The organism is Streptomyces sp. NPDC051578 (genome assembly GCF_044454045.1).
GTDB lineage: Bacteria > Actinomycetota > Actinomycetes > Streptomycetales > Streptomycetaceae > Streptomyces.
Genome location: NZ_JBITDH010000014.1, coordinates 57,365 through 79,349 on the forward strand (window position 1 = coordinate 57,365; position 21,985 = coordinate 79,349).

Sequence of the window (21,985 nt, forward strand, 5' to 3'; positions counted from 1 at the left end):
CCCATGAGTGCAGAGGCCACGAACCCCGAAGCACACCCCGAAGCGCGCCCTGAGCTGCGCAGACGGAGCCGCAGCAGGCTTGACCTGCGCCGAATCGGGCGCGCCGCCCTGCTCGGCCCCCCGTCCCGCGACCGGCTCCCCGACGCCATCGGACACGTCGCGGAAGCCCACCGTGCCCACCATCCGGACGCCGACCTGTCCATCCTGCGGCGCGCGTACCTCCTCGCCGAGACCTCCCACCGCGGCCAGATGCGCAAGAGCGGTGAGCCGTACATCACACACCCCCTCGCCGTCACCCTGATCCTCGCCGAACTCGGTGCGGAGACCACCACGTTGACGGCGTCACTCCTCCACGACACCGTCGAGGACACCGAAGTGACGCTCGAACAGGTCCGCGAGGAGTTCGGCGACGAGGTCTGCTTCATCGTCGACGGCGTCACCAAGGTGGAGAAGATCGACTACGGGGCCGCCGCCGAACCCGAGACCTTCCGCAAGATGCTCGTCGCCACCGGCAACGACGTGCGCGTCATGTCCATCAAACTCGCCGACCGGCTCCACAACATGCGCACCCTCGGCGTGATGCGCCCCGACAAACAGGCCCGCATCGCCAAGGTCACCCGCGACGTCCTCATCCCGCTCGCCGAACGGCTCGGCGTACAGGCCCTCAAGACCGAGCTGGAAGACCTCGTCTTCGCGATCCTGCACCCGGAGGAGTACGAGCAGACGCGCGCGCTGATCGCCGCCCACGCGGGCGAGAACGATCCGCTGCCCGCCATCGCCGACTCCGTGCGCGCCGTCCTGCGCGACGCCGGCATCACCGCCGAAGTGGTCGTACGGCCAAGGCACTTCGTGTCCGTCCACCGCATCTCCCGCAAACGCGGCGAGCTGCGCGGCTCCGACTTCGGACGCATCCTCGTCCTCGTCGGCGAGAACGCCGACTGCTACGGGGTCCTCGGCGAACTGCACACCTGCTTCACCCCGGTGGTCTCCGAGTTCAAGGACTTCATCGCCGTCCCGAAGTTCAACCTCTACCAGTCGCTGCACACCGCCGTCGCCACGCCCGACGGCCACGTCGCCGAAGTCATCGTCCGGACCCGGCAGATGCACCGCGTCGCGGAGGCCGGCGTGGTCGCCCTCGGCAACCCGTACACCACCGGCGAACCCGCCGACTGCGACGAGGAACGCGTCGACCCCACCCGGCCCGGCTGGCTGTCCCGGCTGCTCGACTGGCAGCAGTCCGCACCCGACCCCGACACCTTCTGGACCGTGCTGCGCGCCGAACTCGCCCAGGACCGGGAAGTCACCGTCTTCGCGGTCGACGGCGCGGCCGCCGCCCCGCGCACCCTGACCCTGCCGGGCGGCGCCAGCTGTATCGACGCCGCCTACGCCCAGTACGGCGAGGCGGCCCACGGCTGTATCGGCGCCCGCGTCAACGGGCGCCTCACCTCCCTGTCGTCCCGGCTCTCCGACGGCGACACCGTCCAACTGCTGCTCTCCCACGACTCCTCCTCCGGGCCGGCCGCCGACTGGCTGGAGCACGCCACCACCCCCGCCGCCCGCATCGCCATCGGCAGCTGGCTCGCGACCCACCCCGACGACGCCGCGTCCACCACCACCGCCGCACGGGCGCCCCTGTCCGTCGTCGGGGCGCGTGGCGGCAGCGGCAACGCCGTCGCCGACCTGCCGAACGCCCACGTACGGCTGGCCGGCTGCTGCACCCCCGTGCCGCCGGACGCGGTGGCCGGGTTCGTCGTACGGGGCGGGGCCGTCACCGTGCACCGCGTCCAGTGCCCGGCCGTGGCCCAGATGCGCGCCGTGGGCCGCACCTCGGTCACCGTGCACTGGCGGGACACGGCGGACTGCCGCGTGACCCTGCTCGCCGAATCGTTCGGCCGCCCGCACCTGCTGGCCGACCTGACCGAAGCGATCGCCCGCGAGGGGGTCGAGGTGGTCTCCGCGACCGTCGAGCCGCCCGTCGAGCAGCGCGTCCGGCACACGTACACCCTCCAGCTCCCCGACGCGGCCGGACTCCCCGCGCTGATGCGGGCGATGCGCGACGTGCCGGGCGTGTACGACGTCAGCAGGGCGTGACCGCGCCCCGCCGTCGTACGCCCACGGGCCGGTCCGCGGCCTGTCGTCCGCGCATGGGCCGGTCCACTGTCCCGCGACCTCGTTCGGGTGTCCCCGTCGCGCGCCGGTCACAAGGGCGCGCCGGGCCCTGGTAAGCGATGGTGGATGCAGCTCACCTCCCCCCGCCTGCGCGCCGCGCTGCTCGCCGCGGCCTCCCTCACCCTCGTCGCCGCGGTACTGCCGCCGCCCAAGGCACTCGGCATCGGCGACAGCCTCTTCCCCGAGCTCGGCAACCCCGGCTACGACGTCCTCTCGTACGACCTGTCCTTCACCTACAAGGACAACCGCAGCCCGCTCGACGCCGTCACCGTCATCGACGCCCGGGCCCTGGTGGACCTGGAGCGCGTCAACCTGGACTTTACCCACGGCACCGTCGCCTCCGCCGAGGTCAACGGGGAGCCCGCACGCTTCGAGAGCGCCGGGGAGGACCTCGTGCTGACCCCCGCGCGACCCGTCGTGGCCCACACGCCGCTGCGCATCGTCGTACGGCACACCAGCGACCCGCGCGGCCGCGACGACGGCGGCTGGGTGACCACCGACGACGGGCTGGCCATGGCCAACCAGGCAGACGCCGCCCACCGGGTCTTCCCGTGCAACGACCACCCCGCCGACAAGGCGTTGTTCACCTTCCGGATCACCACCCCGGCAGGTCTCACGGCCGTCGCCAACGGAGTGCCCACCGCCCTCCCCGTCCAGCGCTCCGGACAGCCCACCACCTGGACCTACCGCACCCTGCACCCCATGGCCACCGAGCTCGCCCAGGTCTCGGTCGGCTCCTCGGCGGTGCCCTCGGACACCGGACCGCACGGACTGCCGCTGCGCCACGTGGTGCCGGCCGCCGACCGGCAGCGGCTGGAGCCCTGGCTCAAGAAGACCGCCGGGCACATCGCGTGGATGGAAGAGCGCGTCGGGCGCTACCCCTTCGAGAACTACGGTGTGCTCGTCGCCCGCGCCAAGACCGGCTTCGAGCTGGAGACCCAGACCCTCTCGCTCTTCGAGAGCGGGCTGTTCACGACCGGCACCTACCCGGAGTGGTACGTCGACTCCGTCATGGTCCACGAGCTGGCCCACCAGTGGTTCGGCGACAGCGTGACCCCGCGCACCTGGTCCGACCTGTGGCTCAACGAAGGACACGCGACCTGGTACGAGGCCCTGTACGCGGACGGCCTCGGCAAGTACTCCATGGAGCGGCGCATGCGCGAGGCGTACCAGCGCTCCGACCAGTGGCGGGCGGCCGGCGGCCCCCCGGCGGCGCCCAAGCCGGCCCCGCCCGGGGAGAAGATCGGACTGTTCCGGCCGGTGGTCTACGACGGGTCCGCGCTGATCCTCTACGCCCTGCGCCAGGAGATCGGCGCCGCCGCCTTCGACCGGGTCGAACGCCGCTGGGTGGCCGAGCACGCGGACTCCACCGCCGGTACGGCGGACTTCGTACGCCTCGCCTCCCAGGAGGCGGGACGGGACCTGGAACCCTTCCTCAAGCCGTGGCTGTACGGCGCCACGACCCCGCCGATGCCGGGACACCCGGAATGGAGCGGGACCAAGGCCGCCCCAGGGGCCAAGGCCACGCCGGGGTCCAAGGCCGCGCCGGGCGCGGCCCCGGCGCCCAGGGCGGTCCCGAAGAAGGCCTGAGACCGGGCGGGGAGCGGCCGGCTCCGGGTGACGACCGTGCGAAAAGCGTGTGACGGGCGCCGAACGGGCATGTCACCATCGACAGGCCGGTCCGCCGAGCCGCGGGCCCCCGGGTCCGGGAATCTTCGGACGGTGTGACACGTTGGACATGACAGTGATATGTCACGACCGTGTCATGTCACGACCGTGTCATCTCACGCAGGGCGGCAGCTCCGGCAGCGGCCGGGGGCCGACGCATTCGAATCGACGTAAGGATCCAATGACCTCCTCTTCTTCCCCTTCCCAGGACGCGCGGGACGCACAGGACGTGCAGGACTCGCCGAGCTTCACCGAGAGCCTTCGGGCCGATGCCCTGATGGAAGAGGACGTCGCCTGGAGCCACGAAATCGACGGAGACCGCGACGGCGATCAGTTCGAGCGCTCCGAGCGCGCGGCACTGCGACGCGTCGCCGGCCTCTCCACCGAGCTGGAGGACGTCACCGAGGTCGAGTACCGACAGCTCCGTCTGGAGCGCGTCGTACTCGTCGGTGTCTGGACCTCCGGCACCGTGGACGACGCCGAGAACTCCCTCGCGGAGCTCGCGGCCCTCGCCGAGACGGCAGGTGCTCTCGTACTCGACGGCGTGATCCAGCGCCGCGACAAGCCCGACCCGGCCACCTTCATCGGTTCCGGGAAGGCCCGGGAACTGCGCGACATCGTCATGGAGAGCGGCGCCGACACCGTCGTGTGCGACGGCGAGCTCAGCCCCGGCCAGCTCATCGCCCTCGAAGACGTCGTCAAGGTGAAGGTGGTCGACCGGACCGCCCTGATCCTCGACATCTTCGCCCAGCACGCCAAGTCCCGAGAGGGCAAGGCCCAGGTCGCGCTCGCGCAGATGCAGTACATGCTGCCGCGACTGCGCGGCTGGGGTGCGTCGCTGTCCCGGCAGATGGGTGGCGGCGGCGGTGGCGGCATGGCCACCCGAGGCCCCGGTGAGACCAAGATCGAGACCGACCGGCGACGGATCCGCGAGAAGATGGCGAAGATGCGCCGGGAGATCGCGGAGATGAAGACCGGCCGCGACATCAAGCGGCAGGAACGGCGCCGCAACAAGGTGCCCTCGGTCGCCATCGCCGGCTACACCAACGCCGGCAAGTCCTCGCTCCTCAACCGCCTCACCGGCGCGGGCGTCCTCGTGGAGAACGCGCTGTTCGCCACCCTCGACCCGACCGTGCGCCGGGCCGAGACCCCCTCCGGCCGGGTCTACACCCTGGCCGACACCGTCGGCTTCGTCCGGCACCTGCCCCACCACCTGGTCGAGGCGTTCCGCTCCACGATGGAGGAGGTCGGCGACTCCGACCTCATCCTGCACATCGTGGACGGCTCGCACCCCGCCCCGGAGGAGCAGCTGGCGGCGGTCCGCGAGGTCATCCGCGAGGTCGGCGCGGTCAACGTGCCCGAGATCGTGGTGATCAACAAGGCGGACGCGGCGGACCCCCTGGTCCTCCAGCGCCTGCTGCGCATCGAACGGCACTCCATCGCCGTCTCCGCCCGGACCGGCATGGGCATCGAGGAACTCCTCGCGCTCATCGACACCGAGCTGCCCCGGCCGGAGGTCGAGGTGGAGGCGCTCGTGCCGTACACCCGCGGCTCGCTGATCGCCCGGGCGCACGCCGAGGGCGAGGTCATCTCCGAGGAGCACACCCCGGAGGGCACCCTGCTCAAGGCGCGCGTCCACCAGGAACTGGCGGCGGACCTGGCACCGTACGTGCCCGCCAAGCACTGACCGGCCGTGCCATGTGAGTGAGGGCCCCCGCCTTGGGCGGGGGCCCTCACTCGTTTCACATACGCGCCTGCCGTGCCGGCGCCGCCGCTACTTGAACTTGTTGCTCACCGCGGTGTAGACGCCCTTGGCCTCCGGGCCCAGCCGCGGGCCGGCCAGCCAGCCCGCCTTCGCCGGACCGATCGACGTGTTCGACACCAGCGCCGGCTTGCCGTCGGCGCCCGCCGCGATCCAGCCGCCACCCGAGGAACCGCCGGTCATCGTGCAGCCGATGCGGTACATCACCGGGGCGGCCGCGGTCAGCGACAGCCGGCCGGGCTTGTCCGTGCACTGGAACGCCCGCTGGCCGTCGAACGGCGCCGCCGCCGGGTAGCCCGTCGCCGTGATGCTCGCGACCTTCTGCACCGCCGGAGCGGCGAACTCCACCGGGAGCGCGGAACCGACCGTCTCCTCCAGGGACTTGCCCGCACCCTTCTCCGGGGTCACGTGCAGCACCGCGAAGTCGTACGGCGCACCCGCCCCGCCCGTCGGGCCGCCGGTCGCGATCCACTGGTCCGAGGTCTGCGCCCAGTCGCTCCACCACACGCCGTACGGAGCCACCTGGTCGCGGGGCGCGCCCTTGAGCTCCGGCGCCGTCTTGCCCGCGTTGTTGTAGGACGGGACGAAGGCGATGTTGCGGTACCAGCCGCCGGCCTTGCCGGCGTGCACGCAGTGGCCCGCCGTCCAGACCAGGTTGGACTTGCCGGGGTGGGCCGGGTCCTTGACGACCGTGGCCGAGCAGACCATCGAGCCCTCGGGACCGTCGAAGAAGACCTTGCCGGAGGCGGGGACGTTGGCGTGGTACGGCGCGGCCGCCTGCTTCGCCGAAACCGGCGCGGGAGTGGGGTCGGTGACGCCCTGGTCCTTGCCGGCGTCAGGATCCACGGCCGGGGGCTGCGGGGTCTTGTCGGCGTCACGCATCCGGTCCGGGTCCCACAGGCCCTCGATGATCGGGTTGATGTAGTCGCCCGCCTCGCGGAGCCAGTCCTCCCGCTTCCAGTTCTTCCACGCACCCCCCTTCCACTTCTCCATGTCTATGCCGTGCTGCTTGAGCTTTTCCTTGATGTCGTCCGGGATCTTGATCCCGTCGGTGGCGCCGGACGGCAGGCTGGCCGCCACGGTCGGCTTGGCGTCGCCGCCGGCCTCATCGTCGCCGGGTCCGCAGGCCGCGGCGGTCAGCGCGAGCGCGGCCGCGCACAGGGCCGCGGTGACCGGTCGGTTCGGTCGCATGTCGTAAGTCCCCCTGGTGGTTCGAGGCGTTGAACGGGGTGCGGTGCGGCCGGCTCGCCAAACAGGCGCGCCGGGCGCAGCACCCCACTATGCCGCTGCGGTTCAGGACGACACAGCCCGGGGCCGCGGTTCCTGCACCTGCCGCCGTCTCTCTCCGGGGTTCCTGCACGGGCGCACGGGCAAGGATCTTCCGCCCACCCGTGATCCGCCGCCGACACCGTCGTTGGTACGTACGGGGGATGGGGCAGCAGCGTTCCTGTTCGAGACGCAATCCGGAAGAGAGATCCGGGCGGGAGGACCGACAGTCGTGGCGTGGAGCGAGCCTTTGACCGAGCCGGCCGCAGCCGAGGCCGAGGCGCAGAACACGGCGGTGGCCGGAGGGCCGGCCGCACACGCGCCCACGGAACAGGTGCCGCAGCAGGGCAACAGGGTGCCGGCCGCGGCCGAGGGCATCCTGCGCAGGCAGGCGTTACGGGAATCCGCCGCACGGACGTACGCGCGCTCCCTGCCCATCGTCCCGGTTCGGGCCCGGGGGCTGACGATCGAGGGCGCCGACGGGCGGCGCTACCTGGACTGCCTCTCCGGCGCGGGCACGCTCGCGCTGGGACACAACCACCCCGTGGTGCTCGAAGCCATCCGCGGAGTGCTCGACTCGGGGGCTCCGCTGCACGTGCTGGACCTGGCGACCCCCGTCAAGGACGCGTTCACCACCGAGCTGTTCGCGAACCTGCCGCCCGCGCTGGTGGCGGACGCCCGGATCCAGTTCTGCGGGCCCGCCGGGACGGACGCGGTCGAAGCCGCGCTCAAGCTGGTCCGCACCGCCACCGGACGCTCGGGGCTGCTGGCCTTCACGGGGGCGTACCACGGCATGACGGCGGGGGCGCTGGAGGCCTCGGGCGGCGCCGATGCCGTACGGGTCACCCGGCTGCCGTTCCCCCAGGACCACCGCCCGCCGTTCGGGGTCGCGGGCGCCGAGGGGGAGCGGCTGGCGGAGCGGTGGACCGAGAGCCTGCTGGACGACCCCAAGGGCGGGGTGCCGGCGCCGGCCGGGATGATCGTGGAGCCGGTCCAGGGTGAGGGCGGCGTCCACCCGGCGCCGGACGCGTGGCTGCGCCGGATGCGGGAGATCACCGCCGAGCGGGGCATCCCGCTGATCGCGGACGAGGTGCAGACGGGGGTGGGGCGCACCGGCGCCTTCTGGGGCGTCGACCACGCCGGGGTGGTGCCCGACGTGATGGTGCTGTCCAAGGCGATCGGGGGCAGCCTGCCGCTGGCCGTGATCGTGTACCGGGCGGAGCTCGACGTCTGGGCGCCCGGTGCCCACGCCGGCACCTTCCGCGGCAACCAGCTGGCCATGGCGGCGGGGACCGCCACCTTGGCCTACGTCCGGCAGAACCGCCTGGCGGAGCGGGCCGCCGTGCTGGGGGAGCGGATGCTGAGCGCGCTGCGGGGATTCGCCGCCGACCACCCCTGCGTCGGGGACGTGCGGGGCCGCGGCCTGATGATCGGCATCGACGTCGTCGACCCCGACAGCGGAGCCGCCGCCCCGGAGCTCGCGTCGGCCGTCCGCCAGGAGTGCCTGGACCGGGGCCTGATCGTCGAACTTGGCGGCCGCCACTCCAGCGTCGTGCGCCTCCTGCCGCCGCTGACGCTGACCGACGAGCAGGCCGGAGCCGTCCTCGACCGGCTGACCGACGCCGTCCCCGCCGCCAGCCGGCCTCACTGACCCAACCCCAAGGACCTCCCATGCCCACCCCACCCCCAGACCCCACCCCGACCTCAACGCCGGGCCCGACGCCAACCCCGACACCGGGCCCGACCGCGGATCGGGCAGCAACCCCGACGGCGGGCGCGGTCCCGGCGGCAACCCCGACCCCCGGGCCCACCCCGACGGTGGGCCCGGCCCCGCTGGCGACCTCGACGGCGCCTGCGGCCCCGCCCGCGGCCCCGGATCCGGCAGTAACCCCGACGGCGGGCCCGGTCCCGCTGGCGACCTCGACGGCGCCTGCGGCCCCGCCCGGGGCACCCGGCTCCACCGCGGCTTGCGGCCACGCCTCTGGCGTTGCCGCAAGCGCGGACGCGGTCTCGGGGCAGGGCGGTGCCCCGTGCGGGAGCTCCTCCTCGGGCGGCACCCCAACCCCCGGGCCGACCTCGGCTTCGGTCCCGGGGGCAACCCCGACGGCGCCTGCGGCCCCGCTCGTTGCACCACCGGGGGCAGTCCCGGCCCCGCCTGTGACCCCGGCCCCGCCCCCGGGGCCCGGTCAGGCCCCCGGCGTTGCCCCAGGTGGGGACGCTGCCTCGGGGCAGGGCGGTGCCCCGTGTGGCAGCTCGTCCTCGGGCGGCACCCCAACCCCCGGGCCGACCTCGGCTTCGGTCCCGGGGGCAGTCCCGGCCCCGCCTGTGACCCCGGCCCCGCCCCCGGGGCCCGGTCAGGCCCCCGGCGTTGCCCCAGGTGGGGACGCGGTCTCGGGGCAGGGCGGTGCCCCGTGCGGGAGCTCCTCCTCGGGCGGCACCCCAACCCCCGCGCCGACCTCGGCTTCGGTCCCGGGGGCAACCCCGACGGCGCCTGCGGCCCCGCTCATTGCACCACCGGGGGCAGCGTCGGCCCCGCCCGTGACCCCGGCCCCGCCCCTGGGCCCCGGCCGGGCCCCCGGCATTGCCCCAAGCGGGGACACCGCATCGGATCCGGTCGGCGCCCCGTGTGGCAGCTCGTCCTCGGGCGGCACCTCAACCCCCGGGGCCGCACCGGCCGCGGGGCTGGTCCCGGGGGCAGCCCAGGCCCCGCCTGTGGCCCCGGGCTCCCTCGCGGATTCCGGCCAGGGCACCGGCGTTGCCCGAAGCCGGGACGCTGCTTCGGGGCAGGGCGGTGCCACCTGCGGGAGCCTCTCTTCGGGTGGCGCCCCAACCCCCGGGCATGTCCCGACCGCAGCCCCGGTCCCGCCCCCGGGACCCGGCCAGGCCCCCGGCGTTGCCCCGAGCGCGGACACGGCCTCGGGGCAGGGCGGTGCCCCGGGCGGCCCGACCCCCGAGGCCGCAACGGCCGCGTCCGCTGGCGCCGCTCGGGGGCTCGGGGGTGCCTCCGAGCAGGCGCAGGGTCGGGGCGGGGGGCCGGACTTCGGGGGCAGGCCGGCGGAGCCGACCGGCGGCACCGGTACCACCCTGGCGGGTCCGCCGGCCGACCCCGGCAGGGCGGCGGCCCACCACCCCGACCCGGGTCAGGGCCCCAGCCCGTCCCCGACACCCGGCGCCGAAGGGGGCGTCGGCGCCACCGCGATGCCACCGACCGGCCCCGCCGCCAGCCCGGGACGCGGTCCCCAGCAGGCCGGCGGTGCCATCCCGCCGCCGGCGCACGAAGCCGGGCACGTCCAGGCGGGCGGTACCCACGAGGCCGGACCCACCGCCCCGGGCGCCCCCGAGACACAGGCGGGTGCGCTGCCGGGTGAGCGGGGCCGGCCTGCGGCCCCCGCGGCGGTCGGCGTGCCCAGGCAGAAGCGGCCGACCATGCGGCACCGGCCGCAGGGGGCCGGGCTCCTCGGCCCCGATCCGGCGGCGCTGCCCGACCTGCTGGACCACCCCGACCCCGGGATCGCCGCCGAGGCCGCGACGGTGGAGAACCTGCTGCGGTGCTGGGTCCGCGAAAGCGGCATCGGCCGCCCCGACGGGCCTCCCGGCACCCTGCTGCGCATCCCCCTCCCCGCATCCGGCGTGGCCCTGCTCGTCGCCGTCCGGCACTGGTCACCGTCGGGCTGGCATCGTTTCGCCCCCGCCCGCCTCGAAGGCGCCCCCGCCGACGCCCCCGCCCTGGACGCCGTCACCGTCGCCGGCCTGATCGCCCGCGAGGGCACCGGCCGCGCCGCCGACCTCGTCGGCCGAGTCGCCGACTCCGTGCGCCGTACCGCCGACTTCATCGCCGACCGGCGCCACCGACCCACCCCACCGGCCCCCGTCGCCGCGGACCGCTTCCTCACCGCCGAACAGTCCCTCCTCCTCGGTCACCCCCTTCAGCCCGACCCCAAGAGCCGGGAGGGACTCTCGGAAGCCGACGTACGTCGCTACTCACCCGAGCTCCACGGTTCCTTCCCCCTCCACTGGTTCGCCGTCGACCCCTCCGTACTCGCCACCGACTCCGCCTGGACCGAACGCGGCCGCCTCGTCCCCGCCGCGCAGCTCCTGTCCCGCCTCGCCCCCGGGCTGCCGCTGCCCGCCGGAACCACCCCCTTGCCCCTTCACCCCTGGCAGGCCCGCGACCTGCTGGACCGCCCCGCCGTCGCCGCCCTCCGTGACGCGGGACTCCTGACCGACCTGGGCCCGTACGGCGACCCCTGGTACCCCACCTCCTCCGTCCGCACCGTCCACCGCCCCGGCGCCCCCGCGATGCTCAAGCTGTCCCTCGGCCTTCGCATTACCAACTCCCGCCGCGAGAACCTCCGCAAGGAACTCCACCGCGGAGTCGAGGTGCACCGACTGCTGCGCACCGGCCTCGCCGATCAATGGCAGGCGGCCCATCCCGGCTTCGACATCGTCCGCGACCCCGCCTGGGTCGCCGTCGACGCCCCCGACGGCACGCCCGTCCAAGGACTCGACGCCCTGCTGCGCCACAACCCCTTCCGCTCCGGCGACGACGCCGTCTGCATCGCCGCACTCACCGCTCCCCGCCCCTGGCCCGGCCGGACCACGATGGGCTCACGGCTCGCCGAGGCGGTCTCCCGGCTCGCCGCATCCACCGGCCGGCCCACCCCGGCGGTCGCCGCCGAGTGGTTCCTGCGCTACCTCGACCACGTCGTCCTCCCGGTCCTCGCCTTCGACGCGCTCGCCGGCATCGCCCTCGAAGCCCACCAGCAGAACACCCTGGTACTCCTCGACCCGGCGGGCTGGCCGATCGGCGGCCGCTACCGGGACAACCAGGGCTACTACTTCCGCGACTCCCGTCGCGCGGAACTGGAAGCCAGGCTGCCCGGCATCGGCAGCACCAGCGACACCTTCGTCTCCGACGCCGTCACCGACGAACGCTTCGCCTACTACATGGGCGTCAACAACGTCTTCGGCCTCATCGGTGCCTTCGGATCGCAGCACCTCGCGGATGAACGCATCCTGCTCGCCGCCTTCCGGCGATTCCTCGGCAAGGCGTCCCGCCTCGGTCCGCTCCCGGCGCAGCTGCTCGATTCGCCCACCTTGCGCTGCAAGGCGAACCTGCTCACCCGCCTGGGCGGCCTCGACGAACTCGTCGGCCCCGTCGACACCCAGTCCGTCTACGTCACCATCAGCAACCCCCTTCACGACTGAACGACTGAACGAGACAACGACTCAGCGACTCGACGACCGACCGTCCGACCGTCCGACGCGACTGACCGACGCGCCCCATCGACCCGGAGAGAGCCGATGCCTTCCACCCGCACCCCCATCGGTCCCACCCGCACGGCCGCCGCCACCGCCACGGTCATCGGGAAACCCGCGCAACCGCGGCTCAACGCCCAACGGTTGCCGTTGCTCGCCGAGGCGGACCTGCTCGATTCACCGGCCGCATGGGGTGCCGTCGCCACCCCGGTCGGGGCGTTCCGCCTGGAACCCGTACGACCGCGTCACGACCTGGAACTCCTCGCCCGTTGGATGAACGACCCCGAAGTGGCCGCCTATTGGGAACTCGCCGGCCCCACCGCCGTCACGGCCGCCCACCTGCGGGCACAGCTCGACAGCGACGGTCGCAGCATTCCTTGCCTCGGCCTGCTCGACGGCACACCGATGAGCTACTGGGAGCTCTACCGGGCCGACCTCGACCCGCTCGCCCGCCACTACCCGGCGCGCCCCCACGACACGGGTATCCACCTGCTGATCGGGGACGGCACGAACCGCGGCCGCGGTCTGGGCACCACACTGCTCCGCGCGGTCGCAGACCTGGTGTTCGACAACCGGCCACGCTGTGCTCGCGTGATCGCCGAACCGGACATCCGTAACACCCCCTCCGTATCAGCCTTCCTGAATTCCGGTTTCCGCTGTTCCGCGGAAATCGACCTCCCCGAGAAGCGTGCCGCGCTGATGATCCGGGAGCGGGCGCTGCGCAATCTCCTCTGAATGCCGCCCCGCAGTCCTCGAACCGTCATCGCCCGACGCTTCTGCAATGGAAAACTCCGCGCCGTGGACCGAAGTTCCCGATACCCGAGGAGTCACGTGTCCAATTACTCCGCCGCCCCAGGTTCCGCAGGCCCCCACCTCCCGGAGGCGGTGGCTCCCTCGCCCCAGCACCCGAGCACACCCCCCGAGATCAACGGCGTGACCTGGGAATCCGCCACCCGCCGGCTGCTCGCCAAGATGCTCGGGGAATTCGCGTACGAGGAGATCATCAGCCCCGTCCCGGCGCCCGCGGCCGCAGGCGACGCCTGGAACCTCGCCCTGGACGACGGCAGCACCCTCGGCTTCCGCGCCCGCCGCCGCTCCTACGGCAGCTGGGACGTCAACGCCGGCACCATCACGCTCACCCCGCCGCCCCATTCCCCGCCGCCCCGTTCCGCGCAGTCCTCCTCCCAGTCCTCCTCCCCCCAGCCCTCCTCCACCCCGTCCGCTTCCTCCCAGTCCCCGACCACCTTCGGGGACCCGTTCGAGTTCCTGGTCCGCGCCCGGACCCTCCTCGGCCTCGACGGCGGCACCCTCGGCCACCTCGTCCGCGAGCTCAGCGCCACCCTCTCCGCCGACGCCCGCCTCGACCACCACGCCCTCACCGCCGACGTCCTCGCCGACCTCGACTACGCCGCGCTCGAAGGACACCAGACCGGCCACCCCTGGCTCGTACTCAACAAGGGCCGCGTCGGGATGTCCGCGGCCGACACCGCCGCCTGGGCCCCCGAAGCCCGCGTCCGCCAACGGCTGCCCTGGCTCGCCGCCCACACCTCCCTGGCCGAGTTCCGCGGAACGGCCGGAATGGAGGACCCCGCGCGCCTGTACTCCGCCGAGCTCGACGCCGTCACCCGCGCCGCCTTCGACCGGACCCTGCGCGACCGCGGCCTGGACCCGCGCGGCTACCTCTACCTCCCCGTGCACCCCTGGCAGTGGGACGAGATAGTGCTCCCTCTCTTCGCCCCCGCCCTGGCCTCGGGGGCGCTGGTCCCGCTGCCCGCCGATCCCGACGTACGACTGCCGCAGCAGTCGATCCGTACCTTCCTCAACCTGACCCGGCCCGAGCGGCACAGCGTCAAGCTGCCGCTGTCCGTCCTCAACACCATGGTCTGGCGCGGGCTGCCCTGCGACCTGACCCTCGCCGCCCCCGCCGTCACCGCCTGGATCCACTCCTTACGCGAGGGGGACCCGTTCCTGCGCGACGAGTGCCGGGTTGTCCTCCTCGGCGAGGTGGCCTCGGTCACCGTCCGGCATCCCGTCTACGAACGGCTTCCCGAGGTCCCCTACCAGTACAAGGAACTGCTCGGCGCGATCTGGCGCGAGCCCCTGACCGGCCGACTCGCTCCCGGCGAGCGGGCCCGCACCCTGGCCTCCCTCCTGCACACCGACCCGCGCGGCCGCTCCTTCACCGCCGAGCTCGTCGCCCGCTCCGGACTGGCCCCCGCCGTGTGGCTCCAGAAGCTCTTCGCCGCTCTGCTGCCGCCGCTGCTCCACTTCCTCTACCGGTACGGCACCGTCTTCTCCCCGCACGGCGAGAACACCATCGTGATCTTCGACGAGGCCGACGTCCCGCTGCGGCTCGCGGTCAAGGACTTCGTGGACGACGTCAACATCAGCCGGGAGCCGCTGCCCGAGCACGAGGCGATGGCCGCCGAGGTGCGTGCCGCACTGCTGACGGAGCCGCCCGCCTACCTGACGCAGTTCATCCACTCCGGACTGTTCGTCGGTGTCTTCCGCTACCTGTCCGCGATCTGCGAAGACCGGATGGGAGTGCCCGAGAGCGAGTTCTGGTCCCTCGTACGGGCGGAGATCCTGCGCTACCAGGCCCGCTTCCCCGAGCTCAAGGACCGCTACGAGCTCTTCGACCTGCTCACGGAGCGGATCGACCGGCTGTGCCTCAACCGCAACCGGCTCCACGAGGACGGCTACCGCGACCGCCCTGACCGCCCGCACGCGGTCACTCACGGGACCGTTCCCAACCCCCTCCACCGGCCGTGAACCGGCGGCGGGGACGTCGGTGGGGCGTCGGCGATGCGGCTGCTGTCAGTGCGGCCCCGTAGGGTTGGCATTGCTATGACGAAGCCCTCCCTCCCCGACCTGCTGCACGCCGCCGTCTCCGCCGTCGGCGGCACGGAGCGGCCCGGCCAGGTGGCCATGGCCGAAGCCGTCGCCGAAGCGATCGACGAGAACTCCCACCGGCTGATCCAGGCCGGCACCGGCACCGGTAAGTCGCTCGGCTACCTGGTGCCGGCCCTCGCGCACGGCGAGCGCGTCGTCGTCGCCACGGCGACGCTGGCCCTCCAGCGGCAGCTCGTCGAGCGCGACCTGCCCCGGACCGTGGAGGCGCTGCATCCGCAGCTCCGCCGCCGTCCGCAGTTCGCCATGCTCAAGGGACGTTCCAACTACCTGTGCCTCCACCGCCTCCACGAGGGTGCGCCGCAGGATGAGGAGGAGGGCCTGTTCGACCAGTTCGAAGCGGCCGCTCCCACCAGCAAGCTGGGCCAGGACCTGCTGCGCCTGCGGGACTGGGCGGACGAGACCGAGACCGGCGACCGCGACGACCTGACGCCCGGCGTCTCCGACAAGGCCTGGTCGCAGATCTCGGTCTCCTCCCGTGAATGCCTGGGTGCGACGAAATGCGCCTACGGAGCCGAGTGCTTCGCCGAGGCGGCCCGGGAGCGGGCCAAGCTCGCGGACGTCGTCGTCACCAACCACGCCCTGCTCGCGATCGACGCCATCGAGGGCGCACCCGTGCTGCCCCAGCACGAGGTGCTGATCGTGGACGAGGCGCATGAACTCGTCTCCCGCGTCACCGGCGTCGCGACCGGCGAGCTCACCCCGGGCCAGGTCAACCGGGCCGTCAAGCGCGCCGCCAAGCTCGTCGACGAGAAGACCGCCGACTCCCTCCAGACGGCGTCGGAGTCCTTCGAACGCGTCATGGAGCTGGCCCTGCCCGGCCGGCTGGAGCAGATTCCCGAAGACCTCGGATACGCGCTGATGTCCCTGCGTGACGCCGCGCGCAACGTGATCTCCGCGATCGGTTCCACCCGCGACAAGTCCGTCCAGGACGAGGACGCCGTCCGCAAGCAGGCACTGGCCGCGGTGGAAAGCGTGCACGCGGTGGCGGAGCGGATCGTGCTCGGCTCGGAGTACGACGTCGTCTGGTACGAGCGCCATGACCGTTTCGGCGCCACCCTGCGGGTCGCTCCCCTCTCGGTGTCCGGCCTGCTGCGCGAGAAGCTGTTCGAAGACCGCTCGGTGGTCCTCACCTCCGCCACGCTCAAGCTCGGCGGCGACTTCAACGGTGTCGCCGGCTCGCTCGGTCTGTCACCGGAAGGGGTGGGCGGCGACGACGTGCCCGTCTGGAAGGGGCTCGACGTCGGCTCTCCGTTCGACTACCCCAAGCAGGGCATCCTCTACGTCGCCAAGCACCTGGCCACCCCCGGCCGCGAGGGAACCCGCGGCGACATGATGGACGAGCTCGCGGAGCTGATCGAAGCGGCCGGCGGCCGTACCCTCGGCCTGTTCTCCTCCATGCGCGGTGCAAAGGCGGCTGCCGAGGAGCTGCGGGGACGGCTGTCGAACCCGATCCTCCTCCAGGGGGAGGAGACGCTCGGCGAGCTGATCAAGGCGTTCGCAGCGGATCCGAAGACCTGCTTGTTCGGCACGCTGTCCCTGTGGCAGGGAGTCGACGTACCCGGACCCAGCTGCCAGCTGGTGATCATGGACCGGATCCCGTTCCCCCGTCCTGACGACCCGCTGATGAGCGCCCGGCAGAAGTCGGTGGAGGAGCACGGCGGCAACGGCTTCATGGCGGTCGCGGCCACCCATGCCGCCCTGCTGATGGCCCAGGGGGCGGGCCGGCTCGTACGGGCCACCGGTGACCGGGGTGTCGTCGCGGTCCTCGACCCGCGGCTGGCCACGGCTCGCTACGGGACCTTCCTGCGCGCCACCCTGCCGGACTTCTGGTACACCACGGACCGCAACCAGGTCCGCCGCTCGCTGGCAGCGATCGACGCTTCGGCCCAGGCGGACGGCACGTAGTCCGACGGTCGCGGTACGCGGTCCAGGGGTCGGCGGCCTCAAGCCACAGACCCCAAGCTACCGGGCCTCAAGCCACCGGCCTCAGCTCCCGGCCTCAGACACGAAGCAGCTCCGGGACCGGCGCAGAGGTCCCGGAGCTGGATGGTGGCGACGGGTGTCAGACCCGGCGCAGTACGGCGACGACCTTGCCGAGGATGGTGGCCTCGTCGCCGGGGATCGGCTGGTACGCGGCGTTGTGCGGGAGCAGCCAGACGTGTCCGTCCTCGCGCTTGAACCGCTTGACGGTGGCCTCTCCGTCCAGCATCGCGGCGACGATGTCACCGTTCTCCGCGACGGGCTGGCGGCGGACGGTGACCCAGTCGCCGTCGCAGATGGCCGCCTCGATCATCGAGTCGCCGACGACCTTGAGGACGAAGAGCTCGCCGTCGCCGACCAGCTGGCGGGGGAGCGGGAAGACGTCTTCCACCGACTCCTCGGCCAGGATCGGACCACCGGCCGCGATCCGGCCGACCAGGGGAACGTAGGAGGCGGCGGGCTTGCCGGTGGTGTCGGTGGGCTGCGAGCTGGGCTGGTCCGAGCCGCGCACCTCGTAGGCCCGCGGGCGGTGCGGGTCGCGCCGCAGGAACCCCTTGCGCTCCAGGGCCATCAGCTGATGGGCGACCGACGACGTGCTCGACAGGCCGACCGCCTGGCCGATCTCCCGCATCGACGGCGGGTAGCCCCGGCGCTGAACCGAATCGCGGATGACCTCGATGACCCTGCGCTGCCGGTCCGTGAGCCCGGAGCTGTCGGCGCGAATGCCTGGAGGTCGCCCTGGCAGCGAGCGTGCGGGGCGCACGGGCTCCGCCTCCGGGTTCTGACGTGCGTCATTCATGGCATGCACCGGCTCAAGTCGGCTCTGGGAGCGGTTCTGGGCAGTGATGGTGGCACTGTCTGCGGTCGTGGTCACGTCGGCCCCTCTCGAAATGTTCTCCCTAGCTGGACAACGGTAGTTGCTTTCGAAAGGTTGCGCCAAACACACGTTCGAGTGAAATATCGCAGATCGTCCACCTGGAGCACATCAAGAGGTGTATGGACCGACAGTCTGACCGAACGCGGGTTCGGCCGTCCCCATGCCGCCTACGGTACCCTTCCGGGTCGGATCGACGCCGTGCGGGCCCGCACCCAGTGTGGCACCGCCGGCCCCGGGAACCGGCCATCCAACATCACGACACGCAGCGGGCCGTAAATCCACCACAACCCAAGATCTAGTGGTTGGATGAGCGCTGCCACCCAGAAGTTGTGGTCCCGGGTCCGCTCTGGCTCCCGGCATCGCATATGCTGGTGGCTGCTTCACCAGCCCCCGGCAGAGCCTCGTTCCTGCCGCTCAGGGGCCTGGTGAGGTGATCAGTCGTGCCTAAGAGGGAGGGTGAGGGACCATGCACTGCCCCTTCTGCAGGCACCCCGACAGCCGGGTCGTCGACAGCCGCACCACCGACGACGGCACGTCGATCCGCCGACGCCGTCAGTGCCCCGACTGCTCCCGTCGTTTCACCACGGTGGAAACGGCCTCACTGATGGTGATCAAGCGCAGCGGTGTGACCGAACCCTTCAGCCGTTCCAAGGTCATCTCCGGCGTCCGCAAGGCGTGCCAGGGGCGTCCGGTCACCGAGGACGCCCTCGCCAAGCTCGGCCAGCGGGTCGAGGAGGCGCTGCGCGCCACCGGGAGCGCCGAGCTGACCACGCACGACGTGGGTCTGGCCATACTCGGCCCGTTGCAGGAACTCGACCTGGTCGCATATCTGCGGTTCGCGTCGGTTTACAAAGCGTTCGACACCCTCGAAGACTTCGAGACCGCCATCGCGGAGCTCCGCGAACGGCAGTCTCACCCCCATGAGTGCGAGCCGGGGGGGACCCCAGCGGTCGTCCCCGTGCCCGCCTCCGCCGCCGACTGACCGGACGGGCCGCCAGTGCGGCCCGGCCCGGTCGGCCAGGCGAGATTCGTAGATACGTAGATACAGACACACGGCACCGTGCTGCGGAATATCGCTGGCACATCAGGGCGTTTTTGCCCGCATATGGGAGGCGGCATGACAGAGACGGCGAGCGGCTCGGCACGAGGTTCCCGCGCCAAGGGGACCAAGGCTGCCAAGAGCGGCCTGCGGATCGAGCGCATCCACACCACCCCGGGCGTGCACCCGTATGACGAGGTGAGCTGGGAGCGCCGTGACGTCGTCATGACCAACTGGCGCGACGGCTCGGTCAACTTCGAGCAGCGTGGCGTCGAGTTCCCCGACTTCTGGTCGGTGAACGCGGTCAACATCGTCACCAGCAAGTACTTCCGCGGCGCGGTCGGCACCCCGCAGCGCGAGACCGGTCTCAAGCAGCTCATCGACCGGATCGTGAAGACCTACACGAAGGCCGGCGAGGACTACGACTACTTCGCCTCGCCCGCGGATGCCGAGATCTTCGAGCACGAGCTGACGTACGCCCTCCTGCACCAGATCTTCAGCTTCAACTCCCCGGTGTGGTTCAACGTCGGCACGCCCCAGCCGCAGCAGGTTTCCGCCTGCTTCATCCTGGCCGTCGACGACTCCATGGAGTCGATCCTCGACTGGTACAAGGAAGAGGGAATGATCTTCAAGGGCGGCTCCGGTGCCGGCCTGAACCTCTCCCGCATCCGCTCCTCCAAGGAGCTCCTCTCCTCCGGTGGCAACGCCTCCGGTCCGGTCTCCTTCATGCGCGGCGCCGACGCGTCCGCCGGAACGATCAAGTCGGGCGGCGCCACGCGCCGTGCGGCCAAGATGGTCGTCCTGGACGTCGACCACCCGGACGTCGAGGACTTCATCGCCACCAAGGTGAAGGAAGAGGAGAAGATCCGCGCCCTGCGCGACGCGGGCTTCGACATGGACCTGGGCGGCGACGACATCACGTCCGTCCAGTACCAGAACGCCAACAACTCCGTGCGCGTGAACGACGAGTTCATGACGGCCGTCGAGAACGGCACCGAGTTCGGCCTGCGCGCCCGCATGACCGGCGAGGTCATCGAGAAGGTCGACGCCAAGGCGCTCTTCCGCAAGCTCGCCGAGGCCGCGTGGGCCTGTGCCGACCCGGGCATCCAGTACGACGGTGTGATCAACAACTGGCACACCTGCCCCGAGTCCGGCCGCATCACCGCGTCCAACCCGTGCAGCGAGTACATGCACCTGGACAACACGTCCTGCAACCTCGCCTCGCTGAACCTCATGAAGTTCCTCCACGACGACGGCAAGGGCAACCAGTCCTTCGACGCGGAGCGCTTCGCCAAGGTCGTCGAGCTGGTCATCACCGCGATGGACATCTCGATCTGCTTCGCGGACTTCCCGACGCAGAAGATCGGCGAGAACACCCGCGCCTTCCGTCAGCTCGGCATCGGCTACGCCAACCTGGGCGCCCTTCTGATGGCCACGGGCCACGCCTACGACTCGGACGGCGGCCGCACCCTCGCCGCCTCGATCACCTCGCTGATGACCGGTACGGCGTACCGGCGCTCCGCCGAGCTGGCCGCGATCGTCGGGCCGTACGACGGCTACGCCCGCAACGCCGAGTCGCACAAGCGCGTGATGAAGCAGCACGCCGACGCGAACGCCGTCGCGCCGCGCACCGACGACCTGGACAACGCGATCTGGGCGGCGGCCACCGAGGCCTGGCAGGACGTCCTGCGTCTCGGCGAGAAGAACGGCTTCCGCAACTCCCAGGCCTCCGTCCTCGCCCCGACCGGCACCATCGGTCTGGCGATGTCCTGCGACACCACCGGTGTCGAGCCGGACCTGGCCCTGGTCAAGTTCAAGAAGCTCGTCGGCGGCGGCTCGATGCAGATCGTCAACGGCACCGTCCCGCAGGCCCTGCGCCGCCTGGGCTACCAGGAGGAGCAGATCGAGGCGATCGTGTCCCACATCGCCGAGCACGGTGTGGTCGTCGACGCCCCGGGCCTCAAGACCGAGCACTACTCGATCTTCGACTGCGCCATGGGCGAGCGTTCCATCTCCCCGATGGGCCACGTGCGCATGATGGCCGCGATCCAGCCGTGGATCTCCGGTGCGATCTCCAAGACGGTCAACATGCCGGAGTCGGCGACCGTCGAAGAGATCGAGGAGATCTACTTCGAGGCGTGGAAGATGGGCGTCAAGGCGCTCGCGATCTACCGCGACAACTGCAAGGTCGGCCAGCCGCTCTCCGCGAAGAAGAAGGAACAGGAGAAGGAGGAGGTCACCGCCAAGGCGGAGGACACCATCCGGGCCGCGGTCGAGAAGGTCATCGAGTACCGCCCGGTCCGCAAGCGCCTGCCGAAGGGCCGTCCGGGGATCACGACCTCGTTCACGGTCGGTGGCGCCGAGGGCTACATGACCGCGAACTCCTACCCGGACGACGGCCTGGGCGAGGTCTTCCTCAAGATGTCCAAGCAGGGTTCCACCCTCGCGGGCATGATGGACGCCTTCTCGATCGCCGTCTCCGTCGGCCTCCAGTACGGCGTGCCGCTGGAGACCTACGTCTCGAAGTTCACGAACATGCGCTTCGAGCCGGCCGGCATGACGGACGACCCGGACGTGCGGATGGCGCAGTCGATCGTCGACTACATCTTCCGCCGCCTGGCGCTGGACTTCCTGCCGTTCGAGACCCGCTCGGCGCTCGGCATCCACACCGCCGAGGAGCGTCAGCGCCACCTCGACACCGGTTCGTACGAGCCGCTGGACGAGGAGGAGCTGGACACGGAGTCGCTGGCCCAGTCGGCCCCGCTCGCGTCGGTCCCGACGGAGCAGCCGAAGCCGGCCCTCGCCGCCCCGGTCACCGTCCCGGCCCCGAAGACGGCGCACTCCAGCGCCGAACTCGTCGAGATGCAGCTCGGCGTCTCCGCCGACGCCCCGCTCTGCTTCTCCTGCGGTACGAAGATGCAGCGCGCCGGCTCCTGCTACATCTGCGAGGGCTGCGGCTCGACCAGCGGCTGCAGCTGACCCAGAGCCCTTGGCGGGGGTGAAGGAGCAGCTCGGGTGGGGTGTCCGCGTTACGCGGACACCCCACCCGCGT

Annotated in this window: 12 protein-coding genes; 10 read left to right on the forward strand and 2 right to left on the reverse strand. The window is 72.0% G+C overall.

Going from position 1 to position 21,985, the window contains the following annotated elements; translation table 11 throughout:
- Positions 1-3: 3 nt before the first annotated feature.
- The 3 genes from ACIA6C_RS31685 to hflX all read left to right on the forward strand — a co-directional run bounded on the left by ACIA6C_RS31685 (position 4) and on the right by hflX (position 5,524).
- Complete coding sequence (locus ACIA6C_RS31685; protein ID WP_399281084.1) at positions 4-2,091, forward strand: RelA/SpoT family protein; 2,088 nt, start codon at positions 4-6, stop codon at positions 2,089-2,091.
- A 144-nt stretch (positions 2,092-2,235) separates the two neighbouring features.
- Entirely contained in the window at positions 2,236-3,759 is a 1,524-nt protein-coding gene (locus tag ACIA6C_RS31690; RefSeq protein WP_399281086.1) for a M1 family metallopeptidase, read from the forward strand.
- 259 nt (positions 3,760-4,018) lie between these two features.
- Positions 4,019-5,524, forward strand: coding sequence for a GTPase HflX (gene hflX / locus ACIA6C_RS31695; RefSeq protein ID WP_399281088.1), 1,506 nt, complete (start codon positions 4,019-4,021; stop codon positions 5,522-5,524).
- An 87-nt stretch (positions 5,525-5,611) separates the two neighbouring features.
- Here the strand turns inward: hflX and ACIA6C_RS31700 are convergent, their stop codons facing one another.
- Positions 5,612-6,790: a hypothetical protein gene (locus ACIA6C_RS31700; protein WP_366079006.1), complete on the reverse strand. Its 1,179-nt coding sequence runs from the start codon at positions 6,788-6,790 to the stop codon at positions 5,612-5,614.
- A gap of 409 nt (positions 6,791-7,199) precedes the next feature.
- On the opposite strand from ACIA6C_RS31700, the gene ACIA6C_RS31705 reads away from it, so the two are divergent.
- From ACIA6C_RS31705 to ACIA6C_RS31725, 5 genes are all read left to right on the forward strand, one after another.
- Complete coding sequence (locus ACIA6C_RS31705; RefSeq protein WP_399281131.1) at positions 7,200-8,516, forward strand: diaminobutyrate--2-oxoglutarate transaminase family protein; 1,317 nt, start codon at positions 7,200-7,202, stop codon at positions 8,514-8,516.
- A gap of 1,775 nt (positions 8,517-10,291) precedes the next feature.
- Positions 10,292-12,073: an IucA/IucC family protein gene (locus ACIA6C_RS31710; RefSeq protein ID WP_399281133.1), complete on the forward strand. Its 1,782-nt coding sequence runs from the start codon at positions 10,292-10,294 to the stop codon at positions 12,071-12,073.
- Positions 12,074-12,169: 96 nt separating this feature from the next.
- On the forward strand, positions 12,170-12,859 hold the full coding sequence (locus tag ACIA6C_RS31715) for a GNAT family N-acetyltransferase (RefSeq protein ID WP_399281090.1): 690 nt from the start codon (positions 12,170-12,172) through the stop codon (positions 12,857-12,859).
- Positions 12,860-12,955: 96 nt separating this feature from the next.
- On the forward strand, positions 12,956-14,896 hold the full coding sequence (locus ACIA6C_RS31720) for an IucA/IucC family protein (RefSeq protein ID WP_399281092.1): 1,941 nt from the start codon (positions 12,956-12,958) through the stop codon (positions 14,894-14,896).
- Between the two features lie 75 nt (positions 14,897-14,971).
- On the forward strand, positions 14,972-16,942 hold the full coding sequence (locus ACIA6C_RS31725) for an ATP-dependent DNA helicase (RefSeq protein WP_399281094.1): 1,971 nt from the start codon (positions 14,972-14,974) through the stop codon (positions 16,940-16,942).
- A 157-nt stretch (positions 16,943-17,099) separates the two neighbouring features.
- Here the strand turns inward: ACIA6C_RS31725 and lexA are convergent, their stop codons facing one another.
- Positions 17,100-17,891: a transcriptional repressor LexA gene (gene lexA / locus ACIA6C_RS31730; RefSeq protein ID WP_190186217.1), complete on the reverse strand. Its 792-nt coding sequence runs from the start codon at positions 17,889-17,891 to the stop codon at positions 17,100-17,102.
- Between the two features lie 469 nt (positions 17,892-18,360).
- On the opposite strand from lexA, the gene nrdR reads away from it, so the two are divergent.
- On the forward strand, positions 18,361-18,876 hold the full coding sequence (nrdR, locus tag ACIA6C_RS31735) for a transcriptional regulator NrdR (RefSeq protein ID WP_329198908.1): 516 nt from the start codon (positions 18,361-18,363) through the stop codon (positions 18,874-18,876).
- 135 nt (positions 18,877-19,011) lie between these two features.
- Complete coding sequence (locus tag ACIA6C_RS31740) at positions 19,012-21,912, forward strand: vitamin B12-dependent ribonucleotide reductase (RefSeq protein WP_399281097.1); 2,901 nt, start codon at positions 19,012-19,014, stop codon at positions 21,910-21,912.
- Positions 21,913-21,985: the final 73 nt, after the last annotated feature.